The sequence below is a fragment of the Camelimonas sp. ID_303_24 genome (genome assembly GCF_053543495.1).
In genome coordinates this window covers 194,471-208,850 of record NZ_JBLLJM010000007.1, presented here as the reverse complement: position 1 = coordinate 208,850, position 14,380 = coordinate 194,471, and the positions used below count along the sequence as shown (strand labels likewise).

The 14,380-nt window shown below is 67.6% G+C and carries 13 protein-coding genes; 6 read left to right on the top strand and 7 right to left on the bottom strand.

From position 1 onward, the window contains the following. Positions 1 to 135: 135 nt before the first annotated feature. Positions 136 to 996, bottom strand: a complete 861-nt coding sequence (locus tag ACERNI_RS09920; protein ID WP_448833125.1) for a helix-turn-helix transcriptional regulator — start codon at positions 994 to 996, stop codon at positions 136 to 138. A gap of 326 nt (positions 997 to 1,322) precedes the next feature. Continuing rightward, positions 1,323 to 2,561 (bottom strand): acetyl-CoA C-acetyltransferase, encoded by a 1,239-nt coding sequence (locus ACERNI_RS09915; protein ID WP_448833124.1) that lies wholly within the window; start codon positions 2,559 to 2,561, stop codon positions 1,323 to 1,325. Positions 2,562 to 2,803: 242 nt separating this feature from the next. Between ACERNI_RS09915 and ACERNI_RS09910 the strand changes: the two genes are divergently transcribed. From ACERNI_RS09910 to ACERNI_RS09895, 4 genes are all read left to right on the top strand, one after another. Next, positions 2,804 to 3,712, top strand: coding sequence for an alpha/beta hydrolase (locus ACERNI_RS09910; protein ID WP_448833123.1), 909 nt, complete (start codon positions 2,804 to 2,806; stop codon positions 3,710 to 3,712). A gap of 118 nt (positions 3,713 to 3,830) precedes the next feature. Beyond that, positions 3,831 to 5,399 (top strand): sensor histidine kinase, encoded by a 1,569-nt coding sequence (locus ACERNI_RS09905; protein WP_448833122.1) that lies wholly within the window; start codon positions 3,831 to 3,833, stop codon positions 5,397 to 5,399. Further along, positions 5,396 to 6,004, top strand: coding sequence for a response regulator transcription factor (locus tag ACERNI_RS09900; protein ID WP_448833121.1), 609 nt, complete (start codon positions 5,396 to 5,398; stop codon positions 6,002 to 6,004). Before ACERNI_RS09905 ends, ACERNI_RS09900 begins: the two co-directional genes overlap by 4 nt. 87 nt (positions 6,005 to 6,091) lie before the next feature. Further along, positions 6,092 to 6,577: a GlcG/HbpS family heme-binding protein gene (locus ACERNI_RS09895; RefSeq protein WP_448833155.1), complete on the top strand. Its 486-nt coding sequence runs from the start codon at positions 6,092 to 6,094 to the stop codon at positions 6,575 to 6,577. A 112-nt stretch (positions 6,578 to 6,689) separates the two neighbouring features. Here ACERNI_RS09895 and ACERNI_RS09890 read toward each other — a convergent pair whose 3' ends face one another. The 4 genes from ACERNI_RS09890 to ACERNI_RS09875 form a co-directional block, all read right to left on the bottom strand. Continuing rightward, positions 6,690 to 7,442: a L,D-transpeptidase gene (locus ACERNI_RS09890; protein WP_448833120.1), complete on the bottom strand. Its 753-nt coding sequence runs from the start codon at positions 7,440 to 7,442 to the stop codon at positions 6,690 to 6,692. Continuing rightward, positions 7,439 to 8,242, bottom strand: a complete 804-nt coding sequence (locus ACERNI_RS09885) for a prolipoprotein diacylglyceryl transferase family protein (protein ID WP_448833119.1) — start codon at positions 8,240 to 8,242, stop codon at positions 7,439 to 7,441. Before ACERNI_RS09885 ends, ACERNI_RS09890 begins: the two co-directional genes overlap by 4 nt. Continuing rightward, positions 8,239 to 10,095: a protein-disulfide reductase DsbD gene (gene dsbD, locus ACERNI_RS09880; RefSeq protein WP_448833118.1), complete on the bottom strand. Its 1,857-nt coding sequence runs from the start codon at positions 10,093 to 10,095 to the stop codon at positions 8,239 to 8,241. The genes ACERNI_RS09885 and dsbD overlap by 4 nt, the downstream gene beginning before the upstream one ends. Positions 10,096 to 10,231: 136 nt before the next feature. Continuing rightward, a complete protein-coding gene (locus ACERNI_RS09875) occupies positions 10,232 to 10,879 on the bottom strand; it encodes a DsbA family protein (protein ID WP_448833117.1) in 648 nt (215 codons plus the stop codon). 131 nt (positions 10,880 to 11,010) lie between these two features. On the opposite strand from ACERNI_RS09875, the gene ACERNI_RS09870 reads away from it, so the two are divergent. Then, a complete protein-coding gene (locus ACERNI_RS09870; protein ID WP_448833116.1) occupies positions 11,011 to 11,676 on the top strand; it encodes a response regulator in 666 nt (221 codons plus the stop codon). Further along, the gene (locus ACERNI_RS09865) at positions 11,673 to 13,028 is read left to right on the top strand and encodes an ATP-binding protein (protein WP_448833115.1); all 1,356 of its coding nucleotides are present in this window, start codon (positions 11,673 to 11,675) and stop codon (positions 13,026 to 13,028) included. Before ACERNI_RS09870 ends, ACERNI_RS09865 begins: the two co-directional genes overlap by 4 nt. Before the next feature lie 54 nt (positions 13,029 to 13,082). Here the strand turns inward: ACERNI_RS09865 and ACERNI_RS09860 are convergent, their stop codons facing one another. Next, the gene (locus ACERNI_RS09860; RefSeq protein ID WP_448833114.1) at positions 13,083 to 14,339 is read right to left on the bottom strand and encodes a L,D-transpeptidase family protein; all 1,257 of its coding nucleotides are present in this window, start codon (positions 14,337 to 14,339) and stop codon (positions 13,083 to 13,085) included. Positions 14,340 to 14,380 lie beyond the last annotated feature (41 nt).

Sequence of the window (14,380 nt, the reverse complement as noted above, 5' to 3'; positions counted from 1 at the left end):
CTGGCGCGGCCTTCTGTCCGGCGGGCTTGTCTCATGGTCGCGCAAATGCGGGCAATGCGATCGACTTTCGATTCCGGCAGTATTTCTTTTGACAGAATTTCAAATGAATCCAGAGTACAGGGAACATGCCCGGATTTACCGCAACTTGCCGGGAGATATTCCAAAGCGTTTCTGGAACAGCACCGAAAAATAGGCTGGCGTATACCCCACATGGAAGGCGGCGGAGGCGACGCCCAGCGCGCCTGACGCGATCATCTCGTGGGCCTGCAACAGCCTCTGCTCCTGAAGGTAAGCGAACACGCTCATGCCGAATTCCGTCCGGAACGCCGAGGTCAGCCGGGTCGGATTGAGCCCACAGGCATGGGCCAGTTCCGTCAGGCCAGGCGGCTGCCGCATGTCGGCCAGCAACATCTCCCGCGCCGCCAGCACCTGTTCGCGGGTGCGTCGCGGCAAACGCGACCGCCCTCCAGCCTCGCCCTGCCGCAGCTCGTCAAGCGCCAGCGTCGCCAGTTCCAGCGCCTTGCCGGCGAGATAGAGCCGGCGCAGCGGCGCCGACACCGGACATTCGACCATCTGCAGGGCGACAGAGCGCACGGCGGGGCCGGCGGGGCGCACCCAGACGCGCGCCGCGTCGGGCCCCGCTGCCTCCAGCAGGTCAGCAGCCTGCCCGCCAAATTCGTCAACGACAAAGTCGGGGGCGAATTGCGTCAGTGCGTAGCGCATGACGCCTTCGGACAAACCCGCCCGCTGCTGAACCCGGTTGCCGGCGTTGGCGGCGATAAACAGCGCGGCGCCGCGAATCTGCAGCGTCGGCTGGTCATCAAGCGTCAGCGATATGCCGCCATCCAGCACAACGCCGATCTTCAGGCCCCGCCGCATGGGGCCGACAGTCTGCGCGCCCGGCGCTATGTCGAGGGCGCCGGCGGACAGCTGCAATTGTCTCGAAAACAGGTTCAGGCCAGGCGCAATCGCGCCAGCGCCCCGGATTGGTTGCATCAGCCTCACTCGCCTTTACGACAGGCCCGGGATACACTGATGAAAGAAATTTACAATTAAAAACAATAATATAGAACTATTCAAAATTGCCCGGACGCTGGCCGCGCGCCCTTCATCCAGCGCGCGGCTCCATCGGTTCGCCATTGATGCGCGCGGCGCTCACCGGGGACGAAAACGCCCTGCCCTCGCCGGGCTGCGCCCATCATGAGCCATCGGACGCTTTCCTGGTGGATGAGGCTCTCTGGCCGCGACGGACCCCAGAACGACGAATGCGCCCGGTCGGGATGACCGGGCGCATTCACGGATGTCGGCGGGAGCTGATGCGCTCAGATGCGCTCGATGATGATCGCCGGGGCCATGCCGCCGCCGGCGCACATGGTCACGAGGCCGCGCTTCTGGTCGCGCCGCTCCAGCTCGTCCAGCACCGTGCCAATCAGCATCGCGCCGGTGGCGCCGATCGGATGGCCCAGCGCCATGGCGCCGCCGTTGACATTGACCTTGTCGCGATCAAGCTTCAGGTCGCGGATGAACTTCTCGGCGACCACGGCGAAAGCTTCGTTGATCTCGAACAGGTCGATGTCATCGACCGTCAGCCCGGCTTTCTTCAGCACCCGGCGCGCCGCGGGAACCGGCGCGTTCAGCATCAGCGTCGGATCGTCGCCCTGGTTGGCCATGGCCACAACGCGCGCCCGCGGCTTCAGGCCATGCGCCTTCGCATACTCCGGGCTGGCGAGCAGCAGCGCGGCGGCGCCGTCAACCACGCCGGACGAATTGCCGGGGTGGTGGATCGGCACGATGTTCAGCCCGGGATACTTCTGCAGGATCAGGCTGCGATAGGTGGCGCCGCTGTCATCAATGGCCATGTCGGCCAGCGCCTCGAACGACGGCTTCAGCGCGGCGAGCCCTTCAAGCGTGGTGTTTGGCCGGGGGAACTCCTCGTGATCCAGAGCGACCGTTCCATCCTGACGGTAAACCGGAACCACGCTGCGGTTGAAACGCCCCTCGCGGATGGCCACGTCAGCGCGGCGCTGGCTTTCCAGCGCCAGACGCTCGGTGTCCTCGCGGGTGATGCCTTCGAGGCTGGCGATGGCGTCGGCGCAGACGCCCTGGTTGGACTGCGGATGCATGGCCCGCAGTTCAAGGTTGCCGCGGTCCATGACCGGCGGGCCGTCGTTCGGCCCACGGCGCAGCGGCATCGACATCATCTCGCAGCCGCCGGCCACGACGAGATCGGCCATCCCCGACATCACGCTGGCGGCGGCGAAATTGACTGCGGTGATGCCGGAGCCGCAGAAGCGGTCGAGGGTGACGCCGCTGCTGGTGATATCATAACCAGCCGTCAGCGCCGTCATGCGGCCAAGATCGCCGCCCTGCGGACCGACCTGGGCGCTGGTGCCCCAGATAACGTCATCGACGTCAGCGGTGTTGAAGCCATTGCGATCAACCAGCGCCCTGAGCACGGTCGCGCCGAGGTGCTGGGGATGAATTTCCGACAGGGCGCCCTTGGGGTATTTGCCAATGCCGCGCGGCGTGCGGCAGGCGTCGATAATCCAGGCTTCGGTCATCTGACGTTTCCTCTTTTGGTTCCGGGGCCACTGGGGGCCGCCATCCGGATTGCGCCGGCGAGCATAGACATCTGCGCGGCGATGAGAAGCGGCTTTACGCGCGCAACCCCCAGCCTGCCGCGCGCCCCTCCTGCCGGGGCATGGCGCCTGGTCAGCCCCGTGGTTGTTGGCCGTGGCGGCTTGATTTCCCGTGGGATCCGCTGAAACTCACCATGCAACGAAGACCCACGGGAGGCATATTGATGGCGCAAAGAACGCCCGAACTCGAAGCATTCTGGCAAATGTGCGAAGCCCGCCTGGAAAAGCGGGCGCAGATGTCGCTTGAGGAAACACGGGCGTCGTTTGACGCCGAGATGGGCGCCGTGCCCGTGGCCCCGGGCTGTACGGTCGAAAACTTTGAGCTCTCCGGGCTCCCGGTCGAGAAGATCACCCCCGCTGGCGCGCCGGGCGACAGGGTCCTGCTCTACCTGCATGGCGGCGGCCACATATTCGGAAGCATCAAAAGCCATCGCCACTATGTCTCTCGCCTGGCGACGGCGGCCAATGTCACCGCGTATCATATCGACTACCGTCTCGCGCCCGAGCACCCCTATCCGGCGGCGGTCGAGGACGCGCTGAAGGCCTATCAATATATTCTCGGGCAGGGCGTCAGGCCGGAGAACCTGATTGTTGGCGGCGAATCCGCCGGCGGCAATCTCACCGCCGCGTTGCTGGTGACATTGAAGGACCGGGCCCTGCCGCAGCCCGCTGGCGCCTATCTGCTCAGCGCGTGGCTCGACATGCAGACCACGGCGGAATCATACGCGCGCGTCGGCAAGCGGGATCCGATGATTACCCGGGAGGGCATCGTTGGCGTCGCCATGGCGTATCTTGGCGGCAAAGCGGATGACCACGTCACGTCGCCGGTGCGGGCTGACCTCACAGGCCTGCCGCCCATGCTCATTCATGTCGGCAGCGAGGAAGTGCTGCTGTCCGATTCCATCACATTCGCCAACAACGCGGCGATGACCGGCATTGACGTGCGCCTGCATGTGGCGGAGGGCATGCCGCACGCATGGCCGCTGTTCCACTTCTACCTGCCGTCGGCGCTGGCGGCCATCGACGAGACCGGGGCGTGGATGCGGCAACGTCTTGCGCAATCTCCCGCCTGATGGCTGAAAGGTCCGGCAGGCCGGGCTTGCGGCGCCAGATTGCCCGGCAATCCGGGGCCGCTTTCCAGAGCGGACCTCATCGTGAGGCGTTGCGCCGGTGGATGGCAGGCATGCTGAAATGACGCCCGACAGGCGCCCATTCCTGGAAAGCCCGCTCAGGCTGATCCTGTTCGGGTGCTGCCTGTTGATCGCGGCGGCCGGCGCGCTCCCGATTTTCCAGCGTCATGCGCTGGTGAGCGCGCTCGAACACGAAAGCGCCAGCCTGCTCCGGCTGGCGTCCCAACGCGCCGACCAGCACGACGCACACCTGACGGCGCTGTCCGCCATCGCCGCGGCGGCCGCGCATGACAGGCGCGACCTGTTTCTGGATGTCGCCGCGACCATCACACGCTTCTATCCGCGCATTGACGAGGTGCAGCTCGTCCCGCTCGACCCCAAGGGGGAAATCACCGGCGGACAAACCATTGGCCAGGAGGCTATCGGCACAACGCCCGCCGATCCGCGCACGGTAGAGCAGGTTCGCGCGGCGGCCCAAATCCCGGATGGCAAAATCACCCTGCTGCCTCACCCGACGCGCGCCAACCACTACATCATGGTCAAGCGCAGCCCCAATTCCGCGGCGGCGCGTTATGGGCTGATGCTTGGCATTGACGCAACCAGACTGCTGGACGGAGCCAGTCCGTACTGGTCGCGCCCCGGCGTTTCGCTCAACCTTGCCTTGCCAGACGGCCATGCCCTGCTCGATCCAGGCCAGGCGCAGAAATCCATCCGCGTCTCCCGGACCCTGGACAGCGCATCCCAGCCGCTTGTGCTGGAAACCGGCATGCAAATCCGGCTGGCCGACATTTTCCCGCCGGCGCTGACCGGCTTCACGCTCGCCGCCGTGGGCCTCGCCTATGTGGCTGCCATATCAATGCTGCGGCAGCGGGCGCGGGCCGGCGCGGCCATGGAGCAGGCGCGGATCAGCGCCCTGGACTCCCGCCTCGCCCATGCCTCGCGCGTCAATGCATTGGGTGAAATGGCCAGCGGGCTCGCCCACGAATTGACCCAGCCGCTGACCGCCATCCTCGCCCAGGCCCAGGCCGGGCGGCGCCTGGTGGACAGGGGCGATCCGGCGCGTCTCACAACGGTGCTTGACGACACCGTGAAGCAGGCGCGCCGGGCGGCCGCGATGCTGGAGCGTTTCCGCAACTGGTCGCGGCCGCAGCAGGCGCCCGGGTCCGTCTGCGATCTGCGCGATGTCATCGGCAATGTGCGCGCGCTTCTGGCCCCGCAGGCCGCATCCTGCGGAACGCGGCTGGCGCTCCACATGCCGGATGACCCCGTCCTGGTCGCCGCCGACAGCGTTGAAATGGAGCAGGTGGTTTTCAATCTGGCGCGCAACGCCATTGAGGCAACGTCCGCCAATGACGGTGCGGGCCAAGTGACCATTACGTTGCGGCAGGACGCAGGGCGGACGGTGCTGGACATCGCCGACAACGGCCCTGGCGTTCCTGAAGAATTGCGGCGGCGGCTGTTCACGCCGTTCACCACGACCCGGCCCAACGGAACCGGGCTCGGCCTTGCCTTGAGCCAGCGCCTTGTGGAGCGCGCGGGCGGGGACATCAGTCTGGCCGAAGCTGGCCCAGGCGCGACCTTCCGGGTCGTGCTTCCCCAACGTCAGGGTTTTGCGGAGCGCGCGCCATGAAGCATCCGGTTTATCTGGTCGACGATGATGAGGCGGTGCGCCAGGCGCTGGCCCTGCTCCTGTCCACCGTCGATATCGACACCGTGTGCTTCGCCGATCCGCAGGCGTTTCTGGCCCGGCTGCCGGGATTGAAGCCTGGGTGCCTGGTGCTGGATATCCGCATGCCGGGCATTTCAGGGCTGAAGCTGCAGGAGCGCCTCAACGCGCTTGGCGTTGACTGGCCCACGGTTGTTGTTTCCGGCCACGGCGATATCGAGGCCTGCCGGCGCGCCTTCCGCAACGGCGCCGTCGACTTTCTGTCAAAGCCCGTGGATGAGCAGGATCTGATCGAGGCCATCCAGAAGGGGCAGGAGGTGCTGGAGCGGGCCCTCGATCGCCAGGCAGAGCAGGCTGAAACGCTGGCGCTGCTTGGCGCCCTGACCCCGCGCGAACGCGAGGTGCTTGACCACATCGCCGGGGGCTTCACGACGCGCCAGATCGCCAGCGGCCTTGGCCTGTCGCCGCGCACCGTGGAAAGCCACCGCGCCGCCATCGCCGCGAAACTGGGCACCACCTCGCAGGCCGAGATGACGCGCCTGTGGCTGCACGGGCGCGATGCTCCGTAGAACTACGGAGATGCCCGCAAGGCCTACGAATACCAGGCCGGCGCGGGCCGGGTTAGCCTTCTTGCAGTTATCGGGAAGGAGACCATGATGATCCGTCAACTCGTGCTCGCGGCCACGCTGCTCGCCCCACTGCCGGCCTTCGCGCAGGATCTGCCCACGGCGCCCTATCTGCCGCTCGATCTGGCGGTCAAGGCGGCGGACGCCGCGCTGAAAGCCTGCGCCGCCGAGGGGCACAATGTCAGCGTCGCCATCGTTGCCCGCGACGGCGCGACCAAGGTGCTGGTGAAGGCCGACAACGCCGGGCCGCACACGGGCGCGAGCGCCCAGGGCAAGGCCTTCACCTCCGCCGCCATGGGACGCGACACCGCCGGCATCGCTGAATTTATCGCCGCCAAGCCGGCCAATGACGGCCTGCGCAGCATGGATGCGCGCATGGTCATTCAGGCCGGCGGCCTGCCCATCAAGTTCGGCAAGGCCCTGGTCGGCGGCGTCGGCGTTGGCGGCGCCCCAACCGGCGATATCGACGCCAGCTGCGCGATGGCCGGCCTCAAGGCGATCAACGCCGCCCAATAAGACGGCTAGCAAGTCTGGCTCGCAAACTTGGCTCGCGACGTCAGCTTGCAGCGAACCGGGAGCCTGGCGGCGGCGGGCTGAAGCCGCCGCCAGCTGACCCCCAGCTGACGCCTTACAGAACGACGACCTTCGATCCGGCCGGAACCCGGTTGTAAAGATCGATGACGTCCTGGTTCATCATGCGGATGCAGCCGGAGGACATCGCCTGGCCGATGGTCTCCGGCTCATTGGTGCCGTGGATGCGGAACAGGGTGTCCTTGCCATTGCGATAGAGATAGAGCGCGCGGGCGCCCAACGGGTTTTCCGGTCCGCCCTTCACGCCGCCAGCCACCGGCCCGTAGCGTTTCGGCTGCCGGGCGATCATGTTGGGGGTCGGCGCCCAGTTCGGCCACTCGCGCTTCAGGCCAATATCGGCGTTTCCCTTGAACGCCAGCCCCTGCTGCCCGACGCCAACGCCATAACGCATGGCCTTGCCGTCTTCCTGCACCAGATAGATGAAGCGATTTTTCGTATCGACGATCACCGTCCCCGGCGCATGGGGCGTGGGATAGGCGACCTGGCGCCGGATGTTGCGCGTTTCCATCTGCATGACGTCGACCGCAGGGACGGAAAATTTTTCATCCGTCCGTTCGGCATAGGTCACCTGCGCCATGGCGCGTTGCGGATCCAGGGCCGGCGTCCCCCGGGACGACGGGCTGGAGGTGGTGGTGCAGCCGGCGAGCGCCAGGCTGACGGCGGCGGCGGCAAGGAGCGCGCGGCTCCTGGCGGACAGGATCATGGGATAGCCTTTGGGATGCGGGTTATTGCAGGCAGCCAGGGGATGGCTGCGCGAAAGCCGGTTGACGGGGAGCGGCGCGGCGCTCATCGGGCGCTCACAAGCCGGTCAATGCCGGCGTTGAGCGCCTCGCGGGAAATTTCACCGACATGCATTGATGCGAGCGCGCCGTCCGGCCGCAGGAACAGCGTGACCGGAAGACCAGGGACGCCGTAATGACGCGCCACCTGCATCTGGCTGTCGAGCAGGATCCTGTTCATGGACAGCCTGTCGCGCGCCAGATAGCTGCGGATCTTGCCCGCGTCCTCGCCCTGGTTGACGAACAGGAAAGTCACGTCCGCGCGGCTCGCCGCCACCTCCGCCAGCAACGGCATTTCCCGGCGGCAGGGCGGACACCAGCTCGCCCAGATATTGACGACGGCGGGCTTTCCGGTCGCGTCGCTGATCGCCATGGGCGGGCCGTCCAGTTGCTGGAGCGCCATTGCCGGCGCCGGCTGGCCAAGGGTCGCTTTGGTCAACGCGCCGGCGCCAGCCCATACGAACAGGCCAATGCCAAGAGCCGCCGCCGCGCCGAGCCCGGCGACGGACGAGCGAAGCATCAGGGCGCTGACCAGCAGCACCCCCGCAAGGCCGGCGAGCGGCTCGAAACCGCCCTGCCAGATGGCGAAGACGCGCCAGGGTTCGCCGGCGAAGCTTTGCCAGTGCAGGCCGACATGGCCCAGCCGGGCCGCGACCAGCCCGGCGACCAGCGCCCAGCTTGCCCAGGCGCTGATGGCGCGATCCATCCGGCGGGAGAGGACCGCCGCCGCGATCATGAAAGCGAACACGCCAAGGATCGCCGCCAGCCGGTCTGACGCGAACACCAGCGGGCCAATGCTGACTGCGTTCACCGGCTACCCTCCGCCTTGCCGGCCGAGGCCAGCAATGTTGCGCGCGTCACGTCGCCAACCAGCCGCGTCCCGGACGTCTCCCGGCCTTCAGGAGAGACAAAGATCATTGTGGGCGGGCCAGCGACCTGCAGGCGCTGCATCAATTCCTGCTGCTCCGGCGCGTTGTCGCTGACGTCGAGCTTGATCAGGTTGAATTGCCCCAACGCCGACTGGACGGCCGCGTCTGGCAATACGGCGCGCTCTATGACCGAACAGGCGACGCACCAGTCCGCTGTCACGTAAACCAGGCTTGGCCGGTCTTTGGCCGCCGCCATTCGCGCCTGCAGGGCGGTTGCGGTGTCGACGGCGTGGAAGCGGTGCTCCCGGGGCGCGGCCACGCCAGCGCCACCCGCCGCGAGACGCCCGAGCGGGCGCAGCGGATCGCCGGCGCCCGTCGCCGCGCCAACGCCCAGAATGACGCCATAGAGCGCCGCGACGAGCCCGGCGGCCCGGGCGACGCGGGCGCCGGGGCCAAACCGGCCCGCATCAGGCCGGATGGCGTCAAACGCGCCGAGCCAGACCGCCACGCCAATCGCCAGCGCGGACCAGAGGGCGAGCCCCGCTTCCGGCGCGATAATCCGCGACAGCATCCAGATGGCGGTGGCGATGAAGATGAAGCCAAAGCCCTGCCGCGTCCACGCCATCCACGGCCCGGCTTTGGGCAGTGCTTTGGGGCCAAGCGCGCCGAACGCGACAAGGGGGATGCCCTTGCCAAGCCCCAGCGCGAACAGCGCCGCCGCGCCAAGGGCGACGTCGCCGGTTTGCGCGATATAGATCAGCGCGCCCGCCAGCGGCGCGGTCACGCAAGGGCCGACGATCAGCGCCGAGGTAAAGCCCAACAGCCCGGCCGACGCCAGCGAACCGCGCCGCCCCTGCCCCAGACCGCCCACCGCATTGACCCAGGAGGCCGGCAATTGCATCTCGAACAGGCCAAACATCGACAAAGCGAGCGCAAGGAACAGCGCCGACACCGCGATGATGGCGGGCGGCGACTGCAAGGCCATTTGCAGGTTCTGGCCAGACCAGGCCGCAGCGACCCCAAGCAGGCCGAACGCCGCCGCCATGGCCAGCACATAGGCAAGCGACAGCGAGAACCCGCGCCATGCGGTCACCGCCTCGCCCTGGCGCGCGATGGTGCCGGCCAGGATCGGGTACATGGGAAATACACACGGCGTGAATGCCAGCAGCACGCCGAACAGCATGAAGCTGCCCAACACAACCAGCGCGCCGCCCTGCTTCAGCAGCCCGCTGACCATGCCGTCGCCATTGTCCACGATGATGCCGCCGCCCGGCGCCGCACTGGCGGGGGGAGCGGCCCAGGCGCCGGCGAGCGGCGAAGTCGCCCTGGGCGGCGCGGCGGAAATCGCCAGGGTCGCGAGGTCAATCTGGCGGACCACCGGCGGGTAACAAATCCCGTTCTCCTGGCAGCCCTGATAGCCGACCTCAATGGTCCCGGCGCGTTCGCCAACTCCGGCAATCACAGCTCTGGCGTGGTTGTAGAACACCGTGGTGACGCCGAAGGTCGGGTCGTCCAGCGTCCTGCCGTCGCCCTGCAACGCCGGCGCGGGCAGATCGGCGCCGCCGCGCTGGAAAGCGAACTTGTCCCTGTACAGGTAGTAGCCAGGCGCGACCGCCCACGCGAAGCGGATGCTGTCGTCATCCCCCCGCGTCGCGGAGAGCTGGAATGCCCGGTCGGCCGGCAGGGGGGCGGCTCCGGCGGACGGCGTCCGGGCGCTGGCTGACGCAGCGAACAGCCCGCCGAGCATGACCAGCAGCGCCAGCACAACGCGCCGCCAGGGGGATTGTTGAGACAAGGCGAACTCCCGACGCAGTTCCAACACGGGACAAGACCTCCCTGGCATGGGACACGACCTCCGCGCGACGATTGGCGGCAGGCTTGTGGAGCGACCGACGCCCTGGCGGCGCTCGCGACGCTATTTCGTGGCGGCGCTATTTCGTTGCGGCCTGTTTGGCGCGCGCGTCTGCAATGGCCTGGCGGAAGCTCTGGTAATCGAGCGCCGAGGCGCGGAATGGGCCGATGAGGAAGCTCGGCGTCCCGGTGAGGCCCAGCGCATCGCCCTGGGCCATGTTGCGCTTGATGAGTGCGTCGATCTCGGCGCCGCGCGCGCTGAGGTCGCTGTCCAGCCGCTGCATGTCGATCCCCGCGGCCTGCAGGGCGGCGCGCATCTGCTCGCGCGTCACGCCGCTGCCGGGAACCTTCATCAGGGCCTCATGGGCCGTCTCATAGCGCCCCTGGTATTTGGCGGCGAGCGCGAGTTGCGCGCCGGCGATGGAGGTGGGGCGGATCACCGGCCAGTCCTTGTAGACGTGGCGGATCTTGCCATCCTCCCGGATGACGCGCGCCAGCACCGGCGCCACTTTCTTGCAATAGGGGCAGTTGTAGTCAGTGAAGTTGACGATGGTGACGTCGCCTTTGGGGTTGCCGCCGACGGGCGCGTCGGGATCATTGAGGATCATCTCTTTGGTGACCTCGATCTCGCTCGCGGCGGCCTGGCCCGCGACCAGCAGTCCGGCCAGAGCGCCGCCCATCGCCAGCGATGCGCTGCCCAGGATTGCGCCTCGTCGCGTAACAGTCATCCTCATGCTCCTTCTGCCTGCGCGGATTGCGGCGTGACGCCGGCCATGCCGCTTTCCGGACCCCGCAGCTTAAGGCTGGCTTAAGGTGGGTGCGGTGATTGCCGGCGACGGCGGAAAACAGGCGAGGCGCCATGCGCGTGCTGGTTGTAGAGGACGACGAGATTTTGATGAACGGCCTGCAGGTCGGCCTGGGGCTGGCCGGCTTTACCGTGGAGGCCGTCGCCACCTGCGCCGACGCCGCCGCCGCCCTGCATGCCGCCGCCTTCGACGCCGTGGTGCTCGATCTGATGCTGCCGGACGGCTCTGGCCTCGATGTTCTCGCCGGGGCGCGGGCCCGCCAGTTGCCAACGCCGGTGCTGTTGCTGACAGCGCGCGACAGCGTGCCCGACCGCATCGCCGGGCTCGACGCCGGGGCCGACGATTACCTGGGCAAACCGTTCGATCTGGATGAGGTGGCGGCGCGCCTGCGCGCCCTGATCCGCCGGGCGGCCGGGCGGGCGACCGCAACCTCGCAGTGGCGCGACATCATCCTTGATCCGGCGACGATGACCGTCACGCGGGCGGGGGAAGCCGTGCGCCTGTCGCGCCGGGAGTTCGCCATTCTGCACGCCCTGATCGACCGGCCGGGACAGGTGCTGTCCAAAACGCAACTGGAGGAGCGCCTGTATGGCTGGCAGGAGGAAATCGAGAGCAACGCCATCGAGGTGCACGTTCACAAACTGCGCGCCAAGCTGGGCGCCGGCGTGATCGAAACCGTGCGCGGCGTCGGCTACCGGCTGATGGAGGCCACGCCATGACGTCGATCCGGACCCGGCTGTTCCTGATCCTGATCATTACCACCAGCGTCGTCTGGCTGTCGGCGATCGCCTGGATCTATCTGGGCACGCGCACCCAGGTGGAGCGGGTGCTCGACGCGCGCCTGAGCGAAGCGGCGCGCATGGTCAGTTCGCTCCTCACCCGCCAGGACGTTGGCGCGAAACAGGCCATCGACGCCGGCAAGGCCGCCCGCATGGCCGAAATCGCCGCCATGCACGCACCCTATGAACGCCAGTTGTCCTGCCAGATCTGGGCCATGGACGGCGGCCTGGTCGGCCGCTCGGAAAGCGCGCCGGCGCAGCCGTTGACCGATAGCGGCGAGGGCTTTTCCGTCACCCAGGTGAACGGCGAGACCTGGCGCGTCTATGCGGTGCAGAACAAGGCGCTCGGCATGCGCGTGCTGGTGGGCGACAACATGCGCGTGCGCGACCAGCTGATCGCCGATGTGATCCGGGGTCTCGCCCTGCCAGCGCTGCTCATTCTGCCGGTTCTGGCGGGGCTGATCTGGCTCAGCGTCAAAAAGGGCCTGGCGCCGCTCAGCGCCATGGCGCGGTCGCTGGAGGTCAGGCCTGCTTCCGATCTCAGCCCCTTGCCGGACAGCGACAGCCCGTCCGAGATCCGGCCGATGATCCGCTCCCTGAACGGGTTGTTCGCGCGGGTGGAGGCGGCGCGCGCGCACGAGCGCGATTTTACCGCCTTCGCCGCTCATGAATTGCGCACGCCCATCGCCGGCCTGAAGACCCAGGCGCAGATCGCTTTGGGCCACGGCGATACGGCGGTGCGCGACAATGCGCTGCGCCAGATTGTCATCAGCGTCGACCGGACCACGCGGCTGGTCCGGCAGCTGACCGATCTGACCAACGCCGAAAGCGGCGCCTTCAGCCGCGACGGCGGCGTCGACGCCGGCAGGACCTTGCAGGCGCTGGCCGACGATATCCGCCAGCATCATCCCAAAGCGGCGGCCATCGCGGTGGACCCCGGCCTCTCCGGGACAATGCTGCCGGTGAATGCGGCGCTGTTCATGCTGGCGGCGCGCAACCTGCTGGAAAACGCGGTGCTGCACGCGCCGGCGGACCGCCCGGTCACCTGCGGCCTGCGCCGCGACCCGGACAGGCTCTGCATCGTCATCGACGACGCCGGGCCGGGCATTCCCGATGACGAATTGCCGAAAGCGCGCGATCGCTTCTTCCGCGGCCGCAACCGCACGGCGATGGGCAGTGGCCTTGGCCTGGCCATTGTTGACCTTGCCCTGCAACGCATGGAGGGCAATCTGCATCTCGAAAATCGCGCCGGCGGCGGCTTGCGGGCGGAGTTGCGCTTTCGGGCCGCGTGAAACCGGCGCGGTCAGGGGGCGGAGCGCCCGCAGCAGCCGACCGAACGGCCCGCCTCAGTTGCTGGCGGTCTTCGCCGTGAATTGCGGCGCGCCAATCGCCGTCACGGGCGACGCCACGGGCTGGGGCGCCGGAATGGCCTTTGGCTTCGGCTTGCGCGGCTGGATGGTCGAGAGAACAATGCCCAGGGGCGTGTCGAGGCCATAAATGTCGTCGCGGAACTGCGTCTGGCCGTCGCCCCCCTGCCATCCGGTCAGGTAAACCCACGCCACCGGGACGGATTTGCGCAGCTGGATGTTCTTGCGCTCGCCCTTCGCGATCCCGTCCTCGATCGCCTGCCGGCTCCATTCAGATCCTTCCAGCAGCCAGGCGGCGAGATCGCGCACGCCCTCGATGCGGGCGCAGCCGGAGGAGTTGAAGCGCAGGTCGCTGCGGAACAGCGTTTTCTTCGGCGTGTCGTGCATGTAGACCGCCTCGCCATTGGGCATGTCGATCTTGAGCTGACCGAGGGAATTGGTGGGCCCTGGCTCCTGACGCACGTAGAAATTGGGATTGACCAGGGTCGCCCAATCCACGCTCGCCGGGTCGATCTCCCGGTTCTCGGCGCCGATCAGCTTCATGTTCGCCCTGGCGATAAAGCCGGGCTCCTTGCGCATGCGCGGGATGATGTCGGCCTTCACGATCGACATCGGCGCCGTCCAGTACGGGTTGAGATTCACCGAAGTGATGTTGGCCTGAAGCACCGGAGACGGCCTGTCGGGCCGACCGACGATCGCCAGGTGGCGCCGGCGCACCTGGCCGCCCTCGACCGCCTCGACGCTGGCGCCTGGAATGTTCACCACCACATAGCGATGCGCGAAGTTGAAGCCATTGCCCTTGAGGCGTCCGAGCGTGGCGGTGAGCTGGCTGATGCGCGTTTCAACCGGCGTGTTCATGGCTTTCAGCGTCAGGCGTCCAACCGTGCCAAGGTCCGACAGGCCATGCCGGCGCTGGAAGCGTTTCACCGCCTCGACAACCGCCGCGTCATAGACCTCGCCCGGCAGCGCGGCGGCCGGGAGATCGCCGCTGGCGATGAGACGCTGCTTCAGCGCCACCACCTCAGGCCCCTGTGCATCCGGCTTCAGCGCCGTGACGCTGGCAGGCGTCCTCGGCCAGCCGCCCTGGCTGGCGACCTTCTCATGCGCCGCCAGCGCCTGCAGCGTGCGCTCGTAGGTGTTGGGGCCATAGCCCGGCTCATCGGCGCGCGCCGCGGGCATGGCAACCAGGGTCAGCGTGGCGGCCGCCGTGGCGAGAATGCAGAAGCGCGCGAACATGGGGCATCCCCGGAGACGGCAGGCAGCGATTGCCACGAATA